Raw genomic sequence first — 21,015 nt, forward strand, 5'->3', positions numbered from 1 at the left:
CATTCTGCCCTGTTGAGGGCCTGGGAGCGAACCGCTCCGCTACCGTCCGCCTGCTACGGCGTCGTCAATTCCAAGCGCTGCGCGGAGATCCTCTTCCCGCTGGTGCATGCCGGACCGCACTGCGTCGGCGAAGTCGAACAGCCCGTCAGCCATCCGGCCAACCGCACGGTTCAAACCTTCGGGGCCCAGGTTTGCCTGTGCCTCGGTGATCTTACGGAAGGCGATGACGCCGATTGCGACGCCAATGCCCATCCAAACAATTCTCTTCATCGGCTTATGGTCTCCCGTTGATTCAGCGGCTGCGACGGCCGGAGGAAGGGGTCCTGCGTGCGGCGAAAGCCGAGCGGACTCCGTAGCTGAAAGCAGCCACCTTGATCAGCGGCGACCCAACCGTGGCGGCCACGAGCGAGGACAGCGCGGAGATGTTGGCTGACGCGTCCGAGACGTTGGAGGCGATGCCATCGACCTTCTTCAGCTGCTGGTTGGTGGTAGTGACCGTGGCAGTCACTTCGTCCATCAAAGGCGTGGCGCCGTCGCTGATCGAACGGATGGAGGTGCGGACCTCATCGAAAACGCCGCCCAACTTCAGAATGGGCACAGCCAACAGCAGAACCAGGAGCGCGAAGACTCCTGCTGCGATGAGGCCGGCAATGTCGCCACCAGACATAGAACACTTCTCCTAGGATCGTTGCGCTGCCTTGCACCAGCCGCATCGCGGCTTTGGCCAAGGCCTCCCCCAGTACCTTACCTATAGTGGCCCGGTACCTTATAGACAAAGAAGCCCGCGGCGGTTGCCACGGGCTTCTTTGTCTGTGCTGCTTGAATTTAGCGAGCGTAGAATTCGACGACGAGCTGCTCTTCGCAGATCACGGGGACCTCAGAGCGCTTCGGGCGACGAACCAGGCGTGCCTGCAGGGCGTCGATCTTGACGTCCAGGTATGCGGGCACGTTGTTCAGGACGTGTGCACCGGCAGCGGCGACCTGGAACGGTGCCATGACCTCGGAGCGGCTGTGAACGTGGATGAGCTGGCCTTCGCCAACGCGGAAGGACGGGCGGTCCACGCGGACGCCGTCAACCATGATGTGGCGGTGCACAACGAGCTGGCGTGCCTGTGCGATGGTGCGGGCAAAGCCTGCACGGAGCACGAGGGCGTCCAGACGCATTTCGAGCAGCTCGACCAGGTTTTCACCGGTCAGGCCCTTGGTGCGGCGTGCTTCTTCGAAGGCACGGGTCATCTGGGCTTCGCGGATGCCGTACTGGGCGCGCAGACGCTGCTTTTCGCGCAGACGTACGGCGTAGTCGGAGTCCTGCTTCTTGCGGGCACGGCCGTGCTCACCGGGGCCGTACGGGCGGCGCTCCATGTACTTGGCGGCCTTGGGGGTCAGAGCAATGCCGAGTGCACGAGAAAGGCGTGCGGTACGGCGAGCACGAGTGTTGTTAGCCACTTGTGTCCTTCCAATTACTGCGGTGTATCTGTGTTACTGGCCTCCATCAGGGAGAGCATCGGCCAACCGCTGCCTCTTGCTACTGGCCCGGGCGCGCAGCACCGTTGAAGAAATCTTCAAGGGATTTGGCGTCGGGTCATGCCAGACAAGGATCAATCCTACCACGGGCGTTGGAACCGCCCTGCCTCCGCTACTCGCCGCGGACGATCTTCCGGAGCCGCTCCAACCTGGCCGCAATATCCCGCTCCGCGCCGTTGTTGGTGGGCTGGTAGTAGTCCTTGCCGACGAGGTCGTCCGGCGGGTACTGCTGGGTGGCTATCCCGTGCGGCTCATCGTGGGCATATTTGTAGCTGGTGCCGTGGCCCAGTTGCTTGGCACCGGGATAGTGGGCATCCCGCAAATGCATCGGAATGCCGCCGCCATAGCCTGCACGCACATCCGCCACCGCTTTGTTCAAGCCCATGTAGGCGGCGTTGGATTTAGGCGCCGTTGCAAGGTGCACCACGGCCTCGGCCAGCACAATCCGGCCCTCAGGCATGCCGATCAACTGCACTGCCTGCGCCGCTGCCACGGCGGTCTGCAATGCGGTGGGGTCGGCCATGCCGATGTCCTCGGCGGCGGAGATCACGATCCGTCGAGCCACGAAGCGCGGGTCCTCCCCGGCTTCGAGCATCCGGGCCAGATAGTGCAGTGCCGCATCCACATCCGAGCCGCGGATGGACTTGATGAACGCGCTGGCGACGTCATAGTGCTGGTCCCCCGCGCGGTCATAGCGCACCGCCGCAGCGTCCAAGGCCCGTTCCGTGTGGCGGAGTTCCACCAGCACCGCGGCGTCCGGCACTTCGCCTTCGACGGCGGCCGGGTCGTCGACGGCGGTTGAGTCACCGAAAGCTACCCCGGCAGCGGCTTCCAATGCCGTCAACGCACGCCGGGCGTCGCCTCCGGACAGCCGCACGAGATGATCCAGCGCTTCCGGGCTGAGCTCAACGCGGCCCGCGAGTCCGCGGGCGTCGGACACTGCCCTCTGCAGCAGTCCCGAGATGTCATCGTCAGTCAGCGGCTTCAGCGTCAGCAGCAGCGAACGCGACAACAGGGGCGAGACCACCGAGAAGGACGGGTTTTCCGTGGTTGCTGCCACCAGCACGACCCAGCGGTTCTCAACCCCCGGCAGGAGGGCATCCTGTTGGGCCTTGTTGAAGCGGTGGATCTCGTCCAGGAACAGGACGGTGGTCTTCTTGTACAGGTCACGGGCCGTCAGGGCCTCGTCCATGACCCGGCGTACGTCTTTGACGCCGGCGGTGATCGCAGACAACTCAACAAACTTCCGGCCGGGACCGCGGGCGATCACATGCGCCAGGGTGGTCTTTCCTGTTCCAGGCGGCCCCCAAAGGATCACCGAGCTGGGGCCGGCCGGACCGGCAGCCTCTGCGCCGGCCGCCAGTTGCCGGAGCGGGGAACCATGACCGAGCAGGTGCTGCTGTCCCACAACGTCGTCCAAGGTCCGTGGCCGCATCCGCACTGCCAGCGGACTGCGTTGGGACGCCATCCAGTTGGCGTCCGAGGGTCCCCCTGCGGCAGGCTGCTCCTCCGACTCGTCGTCGTCCACTGCGCCGGCACCAAAGAGATCTTCCACATGGATAGGCTACTCATAGTTCCAGCAAAGGAGACATCGACGTGCACCGCCCAGCATCAGCCCCGCAACGCAGGGGCGGCAGCAGGACCGCCTTAGTGCCCGGGGAAAGGCTGCAAGGGTGGGTGGCCCGGTTCGCCTCAAGCCACGGCCCGGTTGAGGAAGACCTGGACGACGGCGGCTTGCTGCTGCGGGCGGCCGACGGAGGTGAGGCCCTGCTGCGACCGCCGTGGCCGGCTGACGGCAGGCCGGGGCGCGGGGCGACAGAGCTGGACCGGCTCGCCTCACTCGCCACCCAGGAGCGCGGTCTCGGGCTGCTGCTGGTCCGGAGGGGTGGCTACGCCCTGGCTGCTGCCAGCGGTTCCACCATCTTGGCCTCGAAAAGCGGTTCGCGCTTTATCGACGCCAAGACCACGGCGGAACACGCCGCACGGATCTTCTCCGGCCACAGGATTGAGTACATCGTTCCCGGTGGTGACCGGACATTGGTGGACCAGGTCCTCGCCCACGCATCCCTCAAGGCAGTTGCCGCCCGGACAAGGCTCGCCTTCCTGGATGTCCAGGAACCGAAGTCAGCCGTACTGCCAAAAGCTGCAGCTGACGCCTGCTCCGTCCGGATTACGGTGTCGGATGCACCTGTTCAGCAACCGCCTCAGCAGCCGCCGGGCGCTCGTTTCAGCGGCGCCTGACGATAAAGATAGCCACCCTGGTCAGTAAAACCCGCCTGCAAGTAGAGGTCCCGGGCTCCTAGATTGGCCGCGGTAACCAGCAGCCAGAACCCTTCGAGTCGCCGTTGGCTTCCGGCGCGCAACAACGCATCCAGAATCCTTGTAGCGTATCCACGCCTGCGGTGCGCCGGCGATGTCGCCATGCTGTAGATACCGCCCCAGCCGTCCACCAAGGCGAGACGCCCGACGGCGGCGGGAACGCCGTCGTCGTCCCTCAGCAGGGCGTAGAGCGAGGGGCACGCGGCAAGGATTCTGTGGGCGACCGACAGCTCTGCCTCGCCGCCGCGGCCATCCACCGACCACCACAGGTCCAACCATTCCCGGTTGGGATGGTCGTGGAGTTCCACGCCAGGCCCGGGGGCAGCCGCGGATGTCCCGGCAGCGTCCCTGACCATGATCCTGGTTTCTGACTGCCGGGTGAAGCGCTGCTCGTCCAGGACGGTATTGAGGGCTTCGCTGCGGGGATCGTTGAAGACCTGGAAGATCAGGGGAAGCCGCCGGTCCCGGTACCAGCGCGCGGCGGCCTGGACCGACCGGCTGATGCCGTCGTGTCCGGTCTGGTGGGACACCCTGGGCCACACTGAGTTTGCCCGTTGCGTCACTCCCTCCGAAGCGCGCAGCACCCACGCCCCCGTCTCCTCCCGGTCAAGGGCAGGCCAGGCCTTATCCATGAGGTCTTCAAGGAGTGCTTGCTCCATCATCTGCGGCACCTCTCATATGCGGGAAATTATGTGGCACGAACACCAAAAGGCCCCCCACCATGGTGGAGAGCCTTTTGGCCAGGACTTTACTCGGACGCCGTTGCCGGCTTGGCCGCAGGTTTGGCCTCCGGCTTGAAGTCGACGCCTGCCTCCTTGCGCTGCTGCGCCGTGATCGGAGCAGGCGCCGCAGTCAGCGGGTCATAGCCGTTGCCCGACTTCGGGAAGGCGATGACGTCGCGGATGGACTCCACACCGGCGAGCAACGCGACGACGCGGTCCCAGCCGAGCGCCATTCCGCCGTGGGGAGGTGCGCCGTACTTGAAGCCCTCCAGGAGGAAGCCGAACTTCGTCTCAGCGTCTTCCTTGTCCAGGCCCATGAGCTGGAACACCCGTTCCTGCACGGCCCGGTCGTGGATACGGATGGAACCGCCGCCGATTTCGTTGCCGTTGCAGACGATGTCGTAGGCGTAGGACAGGGCCGACTCCGGGTCCTTGTCGAACGTGTCCAGGAATTCGGGCTTGGGCGAGGTGAAGGCGTGGTGCACTGCTGTCCACTGGCCACCGCCAACTGCCACGTCACCGGAAGCGACGGCAGCGGCGGCCGGCTCGAACATCGGGGCGTCCACGATCCATACGAAAGCCCAGTCGTTGGGATCGATGAGGCCGGTACGGTGACCGATCTCAACGCGCGCGGCACCGAGCAGTGCCCGGGCGGCAGACTTCTCGCCGGCTGCGAAGAAGATGCAGTCTCCCGGTTTCGCACCAACAGCGTCCGCCAGGCCTGCACGCTCGGTTTCGGTGAGGTTCTTGGCGACCGGACCGGCCAGTTCGCCGTCTTCCTTGTAGAGCACGTAGGCCAAGCCCTTGTGACCGCGCTGCTTGGCAAATTCCTGCCAGCCGTCCAGTGTACGGCGTGGCTGGGAAGCGCCGCCCGGCATCACGACAGCACCAACGTAAGGGGCCTTGAAGACGCCGAAGTTGGTGTCCTTGAAGAAGTCGGTCAGTTCAGTCAGCTCAACACCGAAACGCAGGTCCGGCTTGTCGGAGCCGTACTTGGCCATGGCGTCCAGGTACGTCATGCGGCGGATCGGCGTAGGGATTTCGACGTCGATCAGCTGCCACAGCGCTTTGACGATTGCCTCGCCGAGTTCAATGACGTCGTCCTGGTCCACGAAGCTGGCTTCGATGTCCAGCTGGGTGAACTCCGGCTGGCGGTCTGCGCGGAAGTCCTCATCGCGGTAACAGCGGGCGATTTGGTAGTACTTCTCGAAGCCACCCACCTGGAGAAGCTGTTTGAAAAGCTGCGGCGACTGCGGGAGGGCGTACCAGGAACCCGGGGCCAAGCGGGCCGGAACAACGAAGTCACGGGCGCCTTCCGGCGTCGAACGCGTCAGCGTGGGCGTTTCGATCTCGACGTAACCACGCTGGTGGAGGAGCTCACGCGCTACGCGGTTGGCTTCCGAACGGAGGCGCATGTTGCGGGCCGGGCCGGGGCGGCGAAGGTCGAGGTAGCGGTGCTTGAGACGTGCTTCCTCGCCAACCTCAACGTGCTCGTCGATCTGGAACGGAAGGGGCTCGGAAGTGTTGAGGATAACCACGTTGTCGGCGATGACCTCAATTTCACCCGTCGCCAGGGCAGGGTTTTCGTTGCCTTCGGGACGCTTGTTGACCGTGCCCGTCACCTGGAGGACGTACTCGTTCCGGAGGCCGTGGAAGACCTCCTCCTCACGGACAACCACCTGGGCAACGCCGGACGCGTCGCGCAGGTCAACGAATGCAACGCCACCGTGATCACGGCGCCGGCCCACCCAGCCGGCAAGGGTAACGGTTTGTCCAATGTGCTCGGAACGAAGTGATCCGAGGTCATGTGTGCGCAGCACAGCATTCCTTTCAGCATGAAATTTAGAAGGACCGCTGCAAAGGCGGTCCCGTCCGAGTTTACCCGCCCCGGCCGCGGCTCCCGCCAAGGGCGGGAGAAGCTATGGTCGGATCAGGCCGTGGTCACCCGGACATGGAGGTCTTCCTCCGGAGGAGTCCAGGTCGTGGGATCGGCATCAACCTGCTCGCCGGAACGGATGTCCTTGACCTGGTGTTTTCCGTCGTCATCGGTGAACCAGACGAAGGGGATGCCGCGCCGGTCGGCGAACTTGATCTGCTTGCCGAACTTCTCGGCCTTGGCTGCGACCTCGGTAGCGATGCCGCGGCCACGCAACTGGGCCGCGATGTCCTGGGCCGCAGACCAGCTGTCGTCGCTATTCAAAGCAACCAGCACTGCAGTCGGCACAGCGCGTGAGGCCGTGGCAAGTTCCTGGCTGAGGATGCGGGACACCAGGCGCGTCACGCCGATCGAAAGCCCGACGCCGGGGAACTTGCGGTTGCCCTTGCTGGCCAGGGCATCGTATCGGCCGCCGGAACAGATCGAACCGAGCTGCTCGTGTCCCACAAGGACGGTCTCGACGACGGTGCCGGTGTAGTAATCCAGGCCGCGGGCAATGCTCAGGTCAGCGACCACCTTGCCCGGGGCACGCTGAACGGCTGCTTCGATAACCTGCTGAAGCTCGCTCAGGCCTTCTTCGAGGAGGTCATCCTTCACCCCGAGTGCGCGGACCTGTTCGACGAAGGAGGTGTCCTCGGTGCGGATCGTGGCGAGTTGCAGGGCCAGGGCCGCCTGCTCATCCGTGGCGCCGAGCTCAGACTTGAGCAAACCAGCTACCTTGTCGGCACCGATTTTTTCCAGTTTGTCGATGCTGCGCAGCACGCCGGCGGTGTCCGTCAGGCCAATGCCGCGATAGAAACCCTCGGCCAGCTTCCTGTTGTTGATCCGGAGCCGGAAGTCCGGAATGGGAAGGGCGCTCAGGGCCTCAGCGATGACCAGCGCAATCTCAACGTCATAGCGGAACGGCAGTTCGCCGTCGCCTACCACATCGATATCAGCCTGGGTGAACTCGCGGGCCCTGCCTTCCTGGGGGCGTTCACCGCGCCACACTTTCTGGATCTGGTAGCGGCGGAACGGGAAAGCCAGATACCCGGCGTTTTCCACGACATAGCGCGCAAACGGAACGGTCAGATCGAAGTGCAGTGCAAGCGCGTTGGGGTCGGACTTATCGGAACTGCCCTGCTTCGCAGCCTCGCCCTCATCATCCTGGAGACGGCTCAGGCCATAGACCTCTTTATCGATCTCGCCCTTGCGGAGCAACTGGCCGACCGTTTCGACCGCGCGTGTCTCAATGGAAGAGAAACCATGCAACTCGAATGTCTTCCGGAGCGTATCCAGCACATGGAGTTCCACCAACCGTTCCTGGGGAAGCCACTCGGGGAATCCGGACAGGGAGGCGGTACGTGCCATGGTGGAATTGTCTCCTCAAAGAAAGCTGACCCGGGCCTCGGCGCCATGCTTTAAACGCCCGTTCGGCGTTTAGAGGGCGGGCGTCCAGCCGGTCATGCATAAACTATGTGCGGCAGCCAGTTTATGCTTTCCGCGCGTGCACATCTAATGCAGCATGCCGGGTTCCTGTCGGCAGCCATCCGAAGCGGACACAATCAGGAGGACTCTTGGCAACAAGGTCGCGGGATGACCGCGAAGCGAAACGTCGCATCAGGCAAATGGAAGCCAAGCGCGCCCTGCGGCAGGAACAGGGAAAGCGCCGCAAACGCGACAACATCATTGCCATCGGCGCCGGTGCTGCCTCCGTGGTCCTTGCCGTGGTGCTCCAGCTGACCGTCTTCAGCTCCAACCCCACGGAAGACGAGTTCGCTGCCGCAGAGGCGGGCCTGAATTCGCCGTCGGCATCCCCAGCAGCGTCCAACGGTGCCGACATTCCCAGCCCGGATACAGCAGCCGGCAAAACGTTCACGGGCGAGCTTGCCTTGAACAGCGGCGTCGTGGGAGTCGAATTGAACGGTACAGCGGCACCACAGGCGGCTGCTGTCCTGAAGTCGCTCGCTGATGCCGGTTACTACACAGGGGCCAACTGCCACCGGCTGACCACCTCCGAGACCTTTGGCCTCCTGCAGTGCGGCGCTAAATCCGAGGACGGCGCAGACGACCCCAACTATCGCTGGGGTCCACTCGAAAACACGCCGGCAGACAACAAGTACCCTGCCGGAACCATCGCCGTCGCCCGTACGGGCAACAATGCCTACGGCAACGGGCACCAGTTCTTCATTGTCTATAAGGACACCACCATCCCGGCCGACACGGCTGGCGGATACACCGCTGTTGGCAAGGTCACCAGCGGGTTGGACGTCGTGACGAAGATCGCCGCTGCCGGCCTCAAAGCCGGCGGAAACAGCAGCGACGGCGCCCCTGTGGCACCTGTCACGATAGACTCGTTTTCTCTGAAGTAACCAGCCCCGGGCCCAGGCCCGGGGTGCATTGCCTTAGCAGTCCCTCCAAGCGAAAGACTTTTAGCGGTGACAGACAGTCAGAAATCCGACGAAACAGCAGCAGTGGCCAACGATGAAGCGGTCGAGGTGATCGAAGCCACGGATGCCGGCGCTTCCCCCGAAGCATCCCCCGCTTCGGCTCCCAATGAACCCGCGGCACCCCGCCCCGCGCCGTCGGCAGCGCCGTCGCCCGCGGCTTTTGCGGCACGCCCCAAGGCACCCGCTGCTGTTGTTCCTGCCGCACCCGCAGTATCTGCCGCGTCGCTGGCAGAAGCAGCAAAGTGGGGACGGGCAGAAGGCGACGGCCACGTCTTCCTCACGCTCGATGGTGAGGAAATCGCCGTCGGACAGTACCCGGGAGTCAGCCCCGACGAAGCCCTGGGCTATTTCGCCCGGAAGTTCGACGACGTCATCGCCCAGGTAGTCCTCCTGGAGCACCGGGTGGAGTCCAAGGCGCCGGCAACAGACATGCAGAAGACGGTCACGCACTTGCGCGAGCAATTGGCCGAGCGCAACATGGTGGGCGATATCCGTTCCGCCGAGGCCCGCCTGGATGCCCTGTCAACGCAGATCGTGGAATTGGAGAAGTCTGAGAAGGCTGCCCACGAGGCCGTTCGGGCCAGTGAGCTTGCCGCGCGGGAGGCCATCGTGGCCGAGGCGGAGACCATTGCCGGTCAGGATCCTGCGCAGATCCAATGGAAGACCTCCAGCGCGCGCATGAACGAGCTGTTCGAATCCTGGAAGTCCGCACAGAAGAGCGGCGTCCGGCTCGGCCGCAGCAACGAGGACGCACTTTGGAAGCGCTTCCGCTCGGCCCGCACCGTTTTCGACCGCCACCGCCGCGCCTACTTCTCCCAGTTGGACAGCAACAATTCTGCTGCCAAGTCTGCCAAAGAGGCCCTGATCGCAGAGGCCGAGGCTCTTTCCTCGTCCACTGACTGGGGCTACGCCGCGGGTGAATACCGCAGGCTGATGGACCAGTGGAAGGCCACCCCGCGCGCCAGCCGCAAGGATGACGACGCCCTGTGGGGCCGCTTCCGTGCCGCCCAGGATGTCTTCTTCAGCAATCGCCAGGCCGCCAATGACCAGATTGACCAGGAATACACAGCGAATCTGGCCGTCAAGGAACAACTCGTGGTCGAGGCCCAGGGCTTGCTGCCCATCAAGGACCTCAACGCCGCCAAGAAGGCCCTCCAGTCCATCCGTGATCGCTGGGAAGATGCCGGCAAGGTCCCGCGTGCTGACATGGGCCGGATCGAGGCAGGCCTTCGCAAGGTGGAGGATGCTGTCCGTGAAGCCGAGGAAGAGAAGTGGCGCCGGAGCAACCCGGAAACCAAGGCACGCACGAACAGTGCCCTGACGCAGCTCGAAGCAGCCATCGCGGGCCTCAAGGACGACCTTGACAAGGCTGAAAAGGCCGGCGACCAGCGACGCATCAAGGCTGCTCGTGAAGCTTTGGAAGCACGCCAGGCCTGGCTCGACCAGATCCAGCGTTCGGCCAGCGACCTCGCATAATTCCTTCTGACGCTGTTGCAGGCTCCGATCCGGTTATCCACATAGCCGGATCGGAGCCTGTACTCGTAGGGGGCCCCACGAAATGATCGGTGGATGGTCCCCGCTCTCACATCCCCGCAATTGCTGGACCCGGTTATTCCGGAGCTCTATGCCCCTGGCCGCATCTTCACGTGGAATGAACTGCAGGGCATGGCGTTCGACGGCATCCTGATGCCCCTCTACGGCAAGAACTATTCCTCCCCTGGTGTGGCCATCACCCACCGGCTGCGCGCCCGCGCAGCCGCACTGAGCGTGCCTGAACGTATCCGCACCAAAGTTGTGGCCGGCAGGCTCACTGCCGCCTGGATCTATGGCTGTGCCAAACCGCCGGAGAAGTTGTCCCTGCTTGTGGATGCCAAGCACCGCATTTCCAGCCTTCGCGGCACCCTGCCCTGCAGCCTCCATGAAGTACGGCTGGGGCAGATGGATGTCGTCAGTCTCGGCGGGATGCTGGTGAGCACCCCGCTGCGTACCGCGGCGGACATTGCGCTCCACGTCGAGTCTGAACGTGCCCTGCCGGTGCTGCGTCGGCTCCTGGACAGACAGGAACTGGGCGTACGGCTAAGACTTCTTGTCCTGGCAGTCGAGGCAGCTCCCCGGGTCCCCCACAAGAAGCGCGCCCTGGCCACCCTGGCACAGTTGATGCCGGCAAATGCTATCGGCTAGCAGCAAACCGCTAGCTCCGGCGGCGGTTACCCGTGGTGCGGTAGACGTCGAAAACACCGTCAATGCGGCGCACAGCATTCAACACGTGGTGAAGGTACTTGGGATCACCCATCTCGAAGGCAAACTTCGAGATCGCCACCCTGTCGCTGGACGTGTGGACCGATGCAGCAAGGATGTTGACGTGGTTCTCCGAGAGGATCCGCGTCACATCCGAAAGGAGCGATTTGCGGTCCAGTGCTTCGACCTGGATCTCCACCAGGAACACGCTGGACTGCGTAGGTGCCCATTCGACGTCGACGATCCTGTCAGGCTGGTCACGCAGCCCCGAGACATTGGTGCAGTCTGTCCGGTGCACGGAGACACCGGAACCGCGCGTCACGAAGCCAAGGATGGGATCCGGAGGCACAGGTGTGCAGCACCGGGCCAGCTTGACCCATACGTCGCCCACGCCCCTGACGATGACGCCAGAGTCCGAGAATTTGGACTTCGCTACCTGGGTCGGGATGCTGACTTCGTCAAGATCCTCATCCGGAGTCTCATGGCCGCCCAACTGCTCCATGAGCTTTTCCATGACTGACTGGGCCGAGGTATGACCGTCACCAACGCCCGCATACAGTCCGGAGATGTCGACGTAGTGGAAATCCTCGGCGACGGAAGACAAAGCATCATGGGTCATGAGCCTTTGCAGGGGAAGGTTCTGCTTCCGCATGGCGCGGGTGAGCATGTCCTTGCCGCGGTCGATCGCTTCTTCGCGACGCTCCTTGGTGAACCACTGCCTGATCTTGTTGCGGGCACGCGCGGATTTGACGAAGTGCTGCCAATCCTGGCTCGGACCGGCACCTTCGGCCTTGGAGGTGAAGATCTCCACCCAGTCGCCATGGTTCAGTTCACTGTTCAGCGGCACCAGTTTGCCGTTAACCCGTGCACCGATGGTGCGGTGTCCCACTTCCGTGTGGACGGCGTACGCAAAGTCCACAGGGGTTGAACCCGCTGGCAGCGCCATGACTTCGCCCTTGGGTGTGAAAACGAAGACTTCGCGGGCGTTGATCTCGTAACGCAGGGAATCCAGGAACTCGCCCGGATCGGAGGTCTCCTGCTGCCAGTCCACCAGGGAACGAAGCCAGCCCATGTCGCCGTCGCGCGGGCTGCCCGGGCCCTGTGCCGTCCGGTTGGGCTGGTCCTTGTACTTCCAGTGGGCGGCCACGCCATACTCTGCGCGGCGGTGCATCTCGTGCGTGCGGATCTGGATCTCAACAGGCTTGCCGCCCGGACCGATCACCGTGGTGTGCAGAGATTGGTACATGTTGAACTTCGGCATCGCGATGTAGTCCTTGAACCTGCCTGGCAGCGGGTTCCAGCGCGAATGCAGGGTGCCAAGGGCCGCGTAACAGTCGCGGACGGAGTCCACCAGCACCCGGACGCCCATGAGGTCGTTGATGTCGTCGAAATCCTTATCCCTGACGATCATCTTCTGGTAGATGGAGTAGTAGTGCTTGGGACGGCCCGTGATGGTCGCTTTGATCCTGGCAGTCCGGAGATCGTCGGCGATCTGGTTCCGGATGACGCTCAGGCTCTTCTCGCGCTCCGGCGTGCGGTCCCCCACCATCCGGACGATTTCCTCGTACACCTTGGGGTAGAGGGCTGCGAACGACAGGTCCTCAAGCTCCCACTTGATGGTGTTCATGCCCAGGCGATGAGCCAGCGGGGCAAAGATCTCCAGCGTTTCACGTGCCTTGCGGGAGGAAGACTCGGCTGAAACGAAGCGCCAAGTGCGTGCATTGTGCAGGCGGTCGGCCAGCTTGATCATGAGGACCCGAATGTCCTTGGCCATGGCCACGACCATTTTGCGGACGGTCTCAGACTGGGCTGCCTCGCCAAAGCTGACCTTGTCCAACTTGGTAACGCCGTCCACCAGCATGGCAACCTCAGGGCCAAAATCCCGTGTCAGGTCCGCCAGGGTGTATGGAGTGTCCTCCACGGTGTCATGGAGGAGGGCAGCGGCCAACGTGGTGCCTGTCATGCCAAGTTCAGCCAGGATGGTCGCCACGGCCACCGGGTGGGTGATGTAAGGATCACCGCTCTTGCGCTTCTGTCCCTGGTGGCTGCGCTCGGCGACTGCGAACGCCCGTTGGATCAGGTCAAAATCTTCTTTGGGGTTGTTGGCCCTGACGGTCCGCAACAGCGGCTCGAGGATCGGAGAGTACGGAGCTACGCCCCGCCCGGTCAGGCGCGCGAGGCGCGAACGCGTGCGTTCCCGCCGGCCCGGAAACGTGGGACGGGCTCCCGGCATGTCCACCGGCACTGCTCCGGAGGCCCGGGCGGGCACGCCCGTTACAGGGACCGCCACAGCTTTGCGGTCGTCTTCCCCGCCCGCCGGTGGTGCCGACGTCGCACGTTCTTCCACAGAAGTACCCCTCACAACCGATTTAATTCTCCCAGTCTATTCCCGGAAGCGAATGCTTCTGCAACTGGACAGCACATGACGATCGGGCCGGCAAGTCAAAGAGCCGGCCACCGCACTGTGGCGGTGACCGGCTCCCTTGGACAAATACAGCTCCGTTGCCGCCTAAACGGTGGCTTCGGCGCGTCGGTGGGCTACCTTCTTGGCCTGCTTGACGAGCTCGGGCTCACCCTGGCGCAGCCAGGCGTAGAGCGGGGCCGCGATGAAGATGGTTGCCGCGGTGCCAATGAGGATACCCACAAACAAGGCCAGCGACAGGTCGCGCAGGGTGCCCGCGCCCAGGAGTCCTGCCCCAATGAAGAGGATCGCGGCCACCGGAAGGACAGCCACCATCATGGTGTTGATGGATCGGACCAGGGTTTGGTTGACGGCCAGGTTGACCTCTTCGCCGAAGGTACGGCGGGTGGACGTTGTGATGTCCGACGTGTTTTCGCGGATCTTGTCGAAGACCACGACGGTGTCGTAGAGCGAGTAGCTCAGGACGGTGAGGAAGCCGATAATCGCCGACGGCGTCACTTCGAAATCGCTCAGGGCGTAGACGCCCGCAGTGGTGAACATCGTGACGAGCATGCCGACGAGGGCCGACAAGGACATCTTCCAGGTCCTGAAATACAGGGCCATGAGGACCGCGGCCAATCCGACGAAGACCACCAGACCGATGAGGGCCTGACGGGTCACATCCTGGCCCCAGGTCGGTCCGACGAAGTTGGAGGTGACTTCGTTCTCCGTCACACCATAGGCGCTTGTGAGCCCGTCCTTGATGCGGTTGGTCTCGTCATCGGTCAGCTGGTCCGTCTGGATGCGCATGGTGTTGCCCGCCACGTTTGCGACACGCGGAATGGCATCAGGCACGACCTCGTGGACTGCCCGCTCCCCCAGCGCTGCGTCTGTGGTGCTCACGTTTGAAACCGTGAACTCCGAACCGCCGCGGAATTCGATACCGAGGTTGAAGCCACCCTTGACCACCGGGATCAGGATGGACAACGCCACGGCGACGGCCGCGATGATGAACCAGATCTTCTTTGAATTGACAAAGTTGTAGGAACGTTTGCCCGTGTAGAGCTCATGGCCGAAGGTTGCGAAGCTCGTAGTCATTACTTCTCCTCCTTGCTGCCGTTGGAAGAACCAGTCAGTTGGCCCTTCGCGGCAAGCCGCCGTTCGGCGATGGTCATGCGTCGTTCCGCTTCAGCGGCCGCCCCGGCGTTGCGGGGGCGGACCGGCGTCGGCTTGTCATCCGGGGTCCGGAGCCGTCCGGCCCCCCGGTACAGCGGTACCGCACCCAGACGGTCGGGCGACAGTCCGGAGAACCGGTGTCCTTCGCCGAAGAACTTGGTACGGGCCAGGACCTGCAGCATCGGGTGCGTGAACATGAACACAACAAGGAGGTCGGCAAGGGCCGTCAGGCCCAAGGTAAAGGCAAAGCCACGGACGTTTCCGACAGCCACGAAGTACAGGACCAGCGCGGCCAGAAGGTTGACGGCTTTGGAAGCCAGGACCGTGCGCTTGGCGCGCTTCCAGCCGTTCTCGACGGCGGACACCAGTCCGCGCCCGTCGCGCAGTTCGTCACGGATACGTTCGAAGTAGACGATGAACGAGTCGGCGGTCTGACCGATAGCCACAATCAGACCTGCGACACCTGCCAGGGACAACCTGTAGTTCTCGGTCCAGCCGAGGATTGCGATGGCAAGGTACGTCAGCAACCCGGCCACTACCAGGGAAGCGATGGTAACGAGTCCCAAAGCCCGGTACTGGAAGAGCGAGTAGACAACCACCAGCAGCAAGCCGATCATGCCGGCAAGCAAGCCAAGACGGAGCTGGTCCCCGCCAAGGGTGGCCGAGATTTGCTCCTGGGACTGGATCTCGAAACTGATCGGGAGGGCACCGTAGCGCAGCTGGTCGGACAGGGCCTTGGCACTGGCTTGGGTGAAGTTGCCGGTGATCTGCGGCTTTCCGTCGGTGATGACGGCAAGGGCACGCGGTGCTGAAATCACTTTGTCATCGAGGACAATGGCGAACTGGGACTTCGGGTCTTCCGTGCCTTGCGCCTGTGCGGCCACATAGAACTGGTTGAGTCGTTCGGTGACTGCCTTGAACTTCGCAGTGGCGTCACCGTTGAAGACGATGTTCACACCCCAGGAGTTGGTCACCGAACCCTGTGCACCCTGAACCTGGGAGAAGGTGGAATCGCTGATGTCCTGGCCCTTGACCTCTACCGGGCCAAGAATGTACTTGACGGCGGGAGTCTTATCCGTGGCAGGCTCACAGGCCACCAGCGGCTTGGCTGGATCGGAGCGGTCGCGCTTCTCCGTGGAGGGATTGACGCAATCCAGCGCTTCGAATTCCTTGACGACATCGCCCGTGACCCAGTTGTTGTCGCTGGCGTTGGCCGGCTCTGCGGTCGGCTTGGGCAGCTTGTCATCCGGTGTCCGCTGTTCTGCGGGAACGGCGGCGGGGTCACCAGCGGCGATAACGGGGCGGAAGTTCATGTCCGCGGATGCCTGGATGAGGTCCCGGGTCTCCTTTGAGGGAGTGCCCGGCAGGCTGACCACCACATTGCGGCCGGACTGCGTGCTGATCTCGGCCTCGGCGACGCCGGAACCGTCAACACGCTGGCGGATGATCGCCACAGCCTGATTCAGCTGCTCCTCATTGATGTCGCTTGCACCCTCCACCCGGGGTGCCAGGATCATCTGGGTTCCACCTTCGAGGTCCAATGCGAGCTTGGGCGCCCAGCTCGCATGGCCGGTCATCACCCCGCCAGCCAGGACAGCGGTGAGTACAACGAAAATTGCTCCAAGCCAGGTCAGCACCCTGCGGGCTGTGTTTTTGGGGCCGGTCCGTGCCATTATCGATCTTCCTGTTATCGCCGGACAGCCGCCGGCAGACGCTGGTAAGCGTCTGCCGGCGGCTCTCCGCTGCCGTAGAAGTTTCCTTGCGCGGTGATGCCGCGACTGACGGTGCTAGTTGTCCTTCTTGTCCTCTTTGTTGAGGCGCGCGATGGTCTCTTCCGGAGTCTCGACTGCCGAAGGGGTTTCAGTACCCGCAACGGTCAAGGAAGAAGCGTCATCAGGAACCACCGGGGCTTCCTCAGGAGCAGCCTCAACCACCTTGGTGACAGCCTGGCGGTGGACTGTGGCCTGGTTGCCCGGCGAAAGCTCGATAACGACCTTGTTTTCCGCTTCGTCGATGGACACGATCCGGCCGAAAAGGCCGAAGCTGGTCATGACGTCGACGCCCGGAGCGAACTTGGACTGCATCTCAGCCTGCTGCTGCTGGGTCTTCTTGTTGCGGCGGAACATCATGAAGACAAAAAGTCCAAGCATGACGAACAGCAATATGGTCATTGGATCCACAGGGAAGTTCCGTTCTGTACTTACGTTTTGGTCCACGGCAACGTCCCTGGCAGATCCCCGAGGCTGGCGCATGGATCAAGGACTCGAACGTGCCGAGCGTCATACCAGTCTAGAGGGAAAAGCTGAACACAGCGTGTTAACCGGCTGTATCGATGCTTTCGGCGTGGTTTTCGTCCTCGTCAAAGAGCGCAAGCGTCTCTTGTCCGAACACGCCGGTCGGTACCGCGTACCCCAGGTGGGTCCAGGCCGAAGCCATGGCGATCCGGCCCCGCGGCGTCCGCCCCAGCAGTCCTTCCCGCACCAGGAACGGCTCCGCCACTGTCTCGACAGTCTCCGGTTCTTCACCAACAGCGATCGCCAAGGTGGACAGTCCCACGGGGCCGCCGTTGAACTTGGTGATCAGGGCTTCCAGGACGGAACGGTCCAAGCGGTCAAGGCCGCGCTGGTCCACCTCATACATATCCAATGCAGCGGACGCTGACCGGGCGTCGATCTGATCAATACCGTGGACCAAAGCCCAGTCGCGGACCCGGCGAAGCAGCCGGTTGGCGATACGCGGTGTACCGCGTGACCTGCCTGCTATTTCCGTGAACCCGGCCGAATTGACCTTGAGGTCCAGCAAACCGGCCGACCGGCGGAGGACAAGCTCAAGTTCAGCCACGGAATAGAACTCGAGGTGCCCGGTGAAACCGAAACGGTCCCTCAACGGGCCGGGGAGAAGCCCGGCCCGCGTGGTGGCACCCACCAGGGTGAAGGGCGGCAGCTCCAGAGGGATGGCGGTAGCGCCGGCACCCTTTCCGACCACGATGTCCACACGAAAATCCTCCATGGCCATGTAGAGCATTTCTTCTGCTGGCCTGGACATACGGTGGATTTCGTCAAGGAACAGCACCTCGCCCTCCGACAATGAGGAAAGGATGGCCGCCAGGTCACCTGCATGCTGAATGGCCGGACCGCTGCTGATACGCAGCGGCGCGTTCATTTCCGCCGCGATGATCATGGCCAAGGTGGTCTTGCCCAGGCCCGGTGGACCGGACATGAGCACGTGATCGGCACTGCGTCCACGCATTTTGGACGCCTCGAGTACCAAGGCAAGTTGTTTGCGGACCCGGTGCTGGCCCACGAAGTCATGCAGGTTCTTCGGACGGAGCGCGGCCTCAATGACCCGCTCTTCCGGCTCCTCTCCCCCGCTGACCAGTGACTGCTCAGCCACGGGAACCTACGCGGTTACCGGCGCGTGCACCGTCCTGGCCAAGCCAACGCAGGGTGGCCCGGAGGATCTGCGCGACGTTGCCGGCCTCCACAAGTTCGGGCGAATCAGCCATGGCTTTGTCGATGCTTCCGGTGGCGTCCTTCTCCGACCATCCCAGGCTGGTCATCGCAGCAACAACCTGCGGCTTCCACTCAGCCTTGATGGCGGTTTCCGGAGCAGCACCACTTCCGGTACCGTGCGGGACCAGCTTCCCGGCAAGTTCAAGGACAATCCTGCCCGCAACCTTGGGTCCGATGCCCGGCACCTTGGTGAAGGCCTTGCTATCGCCGGTATGTGCCGCGACGCGGATGGCTTCGGGCTCGTGCACCGCCAGAACAGCGAGGGCCAAACGCGGGCCGACCCCGCTGACACTAAGCAGGACATCGAAAACTTCGCGTTCGTCGTCGTCCGCGAAGCCGAACAACGTGAGGGAGTCTTCCCGGACGATCATGGAGGTAAAAAGCTTGGCTTCAGTGCCCACGTGGAGGTGGCTCAAGGTCTGTGGTGTGGCGTAGACGCTCATGCCGGCACCGTTGAGGTCAATGACGGCGGTGGACAAACCAACGTGGGCAACGGTTCCACGAAGAAAACTGATCAAGACCCGGCTCCTGAGTTATTGCAGCGTTATTGCGGCTAAAGCGGACTATCCGAACATATCTACGAATACCCTAGCAAGCGCAGCCGACAATCACCGCTTGCGGCGCGCTTTCGCTTCGGCGTCTGCCCAGGCTTTTTGCGCCGGCGTCAGGGATCCGGCGCCGGAGGCAGCACCCATTCCGTTGCCTGCACGCCAGGCATGCGTCAAAGCCAACGCGAGTGCGTCCGCGGCGTCTGCCGGCTTGGGCGGGGCGTCCAGGCGCAGGATCTTGGTCACCAGCTTGGTCACTGCGTCCTTGTTGGCCGTACCGCTGCCGGTCACCGCAGCTTTTACTTCCGACGGGGTGTGCAACGCCACAGGGATGCCGCGGCGGGCCGCGGCGGCAATGACGACCCCGGAGGCCTGCGCAACGCCCATGACAGTGCTGACGTTCATCTGGGAGAAAACCCGTTCGACGGCGACGACGTCCGGCTTGTGCAGGTCAAGCCACTCATCGATGGCGTGGGCTATGACCAGCAGGCGCTTGTCCAGCGTTAGTTCAGCGGACGTACCCACCACTCCGACGGCGACCATGGTGGCCCGCCGGTTCCGCTCGATGTCCACTACACCGATGCCGCAACGGGTAAGGCCCGGATCGACTCCCAATACGCGAAGAGTCAAGTCCGGGCCTTCCTGTTTGTCATCAAAATCGGGTGCTGCCACGCCTACTCGGCGTCGAGGGCAGCCTGCACTTCCTCGCTGAAGTCCGCGTTGCTGTAGACGTTCTGGACATCGTCCAGGTCCTCGAGCGCGTCGACGAGCTTCATGAACTTCTTGGCACCATCGACGTCCAGCTCCACCTGCATGGAGGGAACGAACTCTGCTTCGTCGGTTTCGTAGTCGATCCCGGCTTCCTTGAGGGCATCACGGATGGCCTGGAGGTCCGAGGGTTCGGAATGGATCTCCCAGTTGTCCCCGCTGTCCTTGACCTCCTCCGCACCGGCGTCCAGGACGGCCATCAGGATGTCGTCTTCGCTGAGACCGTTCTTCGGCAGAACCACCACGCCCTTGCGGGCGAACAAGTAGCTGACGGATCCGGGGTCGGCGATGGTCCCGCCGTTGCGCGAGATGGCCAGGCGCACCTCGGAGGCCGCACGGTTCTTGTTGTCGGTAAGGCACTCGATCAACAAGGCCGAGCCCTGCGGTCCGCGGGCTTCGTACATGATCTCGGTGTAGTCGACGACCTCGCCGGTGAGGCCGGCGCCACGCTTGATGGCGCGGTCGATGTTGTCGTTGGGCACCGATGTCTTCTTGGCCTTGGTAACGGCGAGTTCCAGGCCCGGGTTGCCGGCCAGGTCCGGTCCACCCATGCGGGCAGCAACTTCGATGTTCTTGATCAGTTTTGCGAACGACTTTGCACGCCTGCTGTCAATGATGGCTTTTTTGTGCTTGGTGGTCGCCCATTTGGAGTGGCCTGACATGCTTTACGCTTCTCCTCTGATCATTCGAATAAAGAGTTCATGCACACGCTTCTCCCCTGTCACTTCCGGGTGGAAGGAGGTGGCCAGCAAATGGCCGGAGCGCACTGCAACAATTCTAGCCACTCCATGCAAAGCGGCGGTGTGGCTGGCATGGTCAGGATCGACCTGTGCCAGGACGTCTACTCCAGGACCTACCCGCTCAACCCAAGGTCCGCGGATGAACACGGCATGGACAGGTTCCACTCCGTCCTCGTCGGCGCTGAACTCCAGTCCTTTGAAATCGAGGTCCGTTTCGAAGGATTCCCGTTGCCGTCCGAAAGCGTTGCGGCGAACGGTGATATCCAGGCCGCCAAACGTCTGTTGCGGGGTTCCCTGCAAGTCGGTGGCAGGGTCTGCGATCTCTTCGGCCAGCAGAATCATGCCCGCGCAGGAGCCGTAGACCGGAAGGCCGTCGGCTATACGCTTTTGGATGGGATCACGGAGTTCAAAGATCCGGGACAGTTTGTCGATGGTGGTGGATTCGCCACCGGGGATGATCAGGCCGTCGATCCCGTCCAGCTCGGCAGGCCGGCGGATACCCACGCCTACAGCTCCAGCGGACTCGACGGCATGAATGTGCTCACGGAAATCGCCCTGGAGTGCCAGGACGCCGATCCGGAGGCCTGTACCCACGCGTGACGAAGCGTCAGAAAGGGGGTTGGTCATTGGACCATCATAGTGCTCCCGCCCGCACGGCCGGCTTCGGTCAGTGCTCTGCGACCTGAGGCGACCCGGGTTCCA

20 protein-coding genes are annotated in these 21,015 nt (G+C 63.2%); 4 read left to right on the forward strand and 16 right to left on the reverse strand.

The features are described 5' to 3' along the window. Nucleotides 1-39 precede the first annotated feature (39 nt). From PYR64_RS09260 to PYR64_RS09275, 4 genes are all read right to left on the reverse strand, one after another. Nucleotides 40-270, reverse strand: a complete 231-nt coding sequence (locus PYR64_RS09260; protein WP_026267164.1) for a hypothetical protein — start codon at nucleotides 268-270, stop codon at nucleotides 40-42. A 22-nt stretch (nucleotides 271-292) separates the two neighbouring features. Then, the gene (locus PYR64_RS09265) at nucleotides 293-667 is read right to left on the reverse strand and encodes a DUF948 domain-containing protein (RefSeq protein WP_018777745.1); all 375 of its coding nucleotides are present in this window, start codon (nucleotides 665-667) and stop codon (nucleotides 293-295) included. Between the two features lie 158 nt (nucleotides 668-825). Continuing rightward, nucleotides 826-1,446 carry a 30S ribosomal protein S4 gene (gene rpsD, locus PYR64_RS09270; protein ID WP_018777746.1) on the reverse strand — a complete coding sequence of 207 codons (621 nt, stop codon included), beginning with the start codon at nucleotides 1,444-1,446 and terminating at the stop codon, nucleotides 826-828. A gap of 190 nt (nucleotides 1,447-1,636) precedes the next feature. Next, nucleotides 1,637-3,079 carry a replication-associated recombination protein A gene (locus PYR64_RS09275; RefSeq protein ID WP_275779535.1) on the reverse strand — a complete coding sequence of 481 codons (1,443 nt, stop codon included), beginning with the start codon at nucleotides 3,077-3,079 and terminating at the stop codon, nucleotides 1,637-1,639. Between the two features lie 41 nt (nucleotides 3,080-3,120). Between PYR64_RS09275 and PYR64_RS09280 the strand changes: the two genes are divergently transcribed. Beyond that, complete coding sequence (locus PYR64_RS09280) at nucleotides 3,121-3,765, forward strand: Vms1/Ankzf1 family peptidyl-tRNA hydrolase (protein ID WP_275779537.1); 645 nt, start codon at nucleotides 3,121-3,123, stop codon at nucleotides 3,763-3,765. Here the strand turns inward: PYR64_RS09280 and PYR64_RS09285 are convergent. The 3 genes from PYR64_RS09285 to hisS form a co-directional block, all read right to left on the reverse strand. Beyond that, nucleotides 3,729-4,505: a GNAT family N-acetyltransferase gene (locus PYR64_RS09285; protein WP_275779539.1), complete on the reverse strand. Its 777-nt coding sequence runs from the start codon at nucleotides 4,503-4,505 to the stop codon at nucleotides 3,729-3,731. The genes PYR64_RS09280 and PYR64_RS09285 overlap by 37 nt on opposite strands. Before the next feature lie 86 nt (nucleotides 4,506-4,591). After that, the gene (gene aspS / locus PYR64_RS09290; protein WP_018777750.1) at nucleotides 4,592-6,385 is read right to left on the reverse strand and encodes an aspartate--tRNA ligase; all 1,794 of its coding nucleotides are present in this window, start codon (nucleotides 6,383-6,385) and stop codon (nucleotides 4,592-4,594) included. Nucleotides 6,386-6,495: 110 nt separating this feature from the next. Next, a complete protein-coding gene (hisS, locus tag PYR64_RS09295; protein ID WP_018777751.1) occupies nucleotides 6,496-7,851 on the reverse strand; it encodes a histidine--tRNA ligase in 1,356 nt (451 codons plus the stop codon). Between the two features lie 206 nt (nucleotides 7,852-8,057). On the opposite strand from hisS, the gene PYR64_RS09300 reads away from it, so the two are divergent. From PYR64_RS09300 to PYR64_RS09310, 3 genes are all read left to right on the forward strand, one after another. Continuing rightward, complete coding sequence (locus PYR64_RS09300) at nucleotides 8,058-8,852, forward strand: peptidylprolyl isomerase (RefSeq protein ID WP_275779543.1); 795 nt, start codon at nucleotides 8,058-8,060, stop codon at nucleotides 8,850-8,852. 66 nt (nucleotides 8,853-8,918) lie between these two features. Beyond that, complete coding sequence (locus PYR64_RS09305; RefSeq protein WP_055975953.1) at nucleotides 8,919-10,406, forward strand: DUF349 domain-containing protein; 1,488 nt, start codon at nucleotides 8,919-8,921, stop codon at nucleotides 10,404-10,406. A 93-nt stretch (nucleotides 10,407-10,499) separates the two neighbouring features. After that, nucleotides 10,500-11,111 carry a hypothetical protein gene (locus PYR64_RS09310; RefSeq protein WP_110504694.1) on the forward strand — a complete coding sequence of 204 codons (612 nt, stop codon included), beginning with the start codon at nucleotides 10,500-10,502 and terminating at the stop codon, nucleotides 11,109-11,111. A 10-nt stretch (nucleotides 11,112-11,121) separates the two neighbouring features. Here the strand turns inward: PYR64_RS09310 and PYR64_RS09315 are convergent, their stop codons facing one another. The 9 genes from PYR64_RS09315 to pdxT all read right to left on the reverse strand — a co-directional run bounded on the left by PYR64_RS09315 (nucleotide 11,122) and on the right by pdxT (nucleotide 20,940). Further along, the gene (locus PYR64_RS09315; RefSeq protein WP_018777755.1) at nucleotides 11,122-13,515 is read right to left on the reverse strand and encodes a bifunctional (p)ppGpp synthetase/guanosine-3',5'-bis(diphosphate) 3'-pyrophosphohydrolase; all 2,394 of its coding nucleotides are present in this window, start codon (nucleotides 13,513-13,515) and stop codon (nucleotides 11,122-11,124) included. 162 nt (nucleotides 13,516-13,677) lie between these two features. After that, complete coding sequence (gene secF / locus PYR64_RS09320) at nucleotides 13,678-14,667, reverse strand: protein translocase subunit SecF (RefSeq protein ID WP_018777756.1); 990 nt, start codon at nucleotides 14,665-14,667, stop codon at nucleotides 13,678-13,680. Next, nucleotides 14,667-16,418: a protein translocase subunit SecD gene (secD, locus tag PYR64_RS09325; RefSeq protein ID WP_275779545.1), complete on the reverse strand. Its 1,752-nt coding sequence runs from the start codon at nucleotides 16,416-16,418 to the stop codon at nucleotides 14,667-14,669. The genes secF and secD overlap by 1 nt, the downstream gene beginning before the upstream one ends. Nucleotides 16,419-16,532: 114 nt before the next feature. Next, nucleotides 16,533-16,916: a preprotein translocase subunit YajC gene (yajC, locus tag PYR64_RS09330; RefSeq protein ID WP_018777758.1), complete on the reverse strand. Its 384-nt coding sequence runs from the start codon at nucleotides 16,914-16,916 to the stop codon at nucleotides 16,533-16,535. Nucleotides 16,917-17,061: 145 nt separating this feature from the next. Continuing rightward, a complete protein-coding gene (ruvB, locus tag PYR64_RS09335) occupies nucleotides 17,062-18,138 on the reverse strand; it encodes a Holliday junction branch migration DNA helicase RuvB (RefSeq protein WP_018777759.1) in 1,077 nt (358 codons plus the stop codon). After that, the gene (gene ruvA, locus PYR64_RS09340) at nucleotides 18,131-18,775 is read right to left on the reverse strand and encodes a Holliday junction branch migration protein RuvA (RefSeq protein ID WP_110504696.1); all 645 of its coding nucleotides are present in this window, start codon (nucleotides 18,773-18,775) and stop codon (nucleotides 18,131-18,133) included. Before ruvA ends, ruvB begins: the two co-directional genes overlap by 8 nt. 90 nt (nucleotides 18,776-18,865) lie before the next feature. Next, entirely contained in the window at nucleotides 18,866-19,435 is a 570-nt protein-coding gene (gene ruvC / locus PYR64_RS09345; protein WP_275779926.1) for a crossover junction endodeoxyribonuclease RuvC, read from the reverse strand. Between the two features lie 44 nt (nucleotides 19,436-19,479). Continuing rightward, nucleotides 19,480-20,235, reverse strand: a complete 756-nt coding sequence (locus PYR64_RS09350) for a YebC/PmpR family DNA-binding transcriptional regulator (protein WP_018777762.1) — start codon at nucleotides 20,233-20,235, stop codon at nucleotides 19,480-19,482. Nucleotides 20,236-20,238: 3 nt separating this feature from the next. Beyond that, entirely contained in the window at nucleotides 20,239-20,940 is a 702-nt protein-coding gene (gene pdxT, locus PYR64_RS09355) for a pyridoxal 5'-phosphate synthase glutaminase subunit PdxT (protein WP_275779548.1), read from the reverse strand. Between the last annotated feature and the right edge of the window lie 75 nt (nucleotides 20,941-21,015).

Origin of the sequence: Paenarthrobacter sp. Y-19, from assembly GCF_029223985.1 — a bacterium.
Lineage (GTDB): Bacteria > Actinomycetota > Actinomycetes > Actinomycetales > Micrococcaceae > Arthrobacter > Arthrobacter nicotinovorans.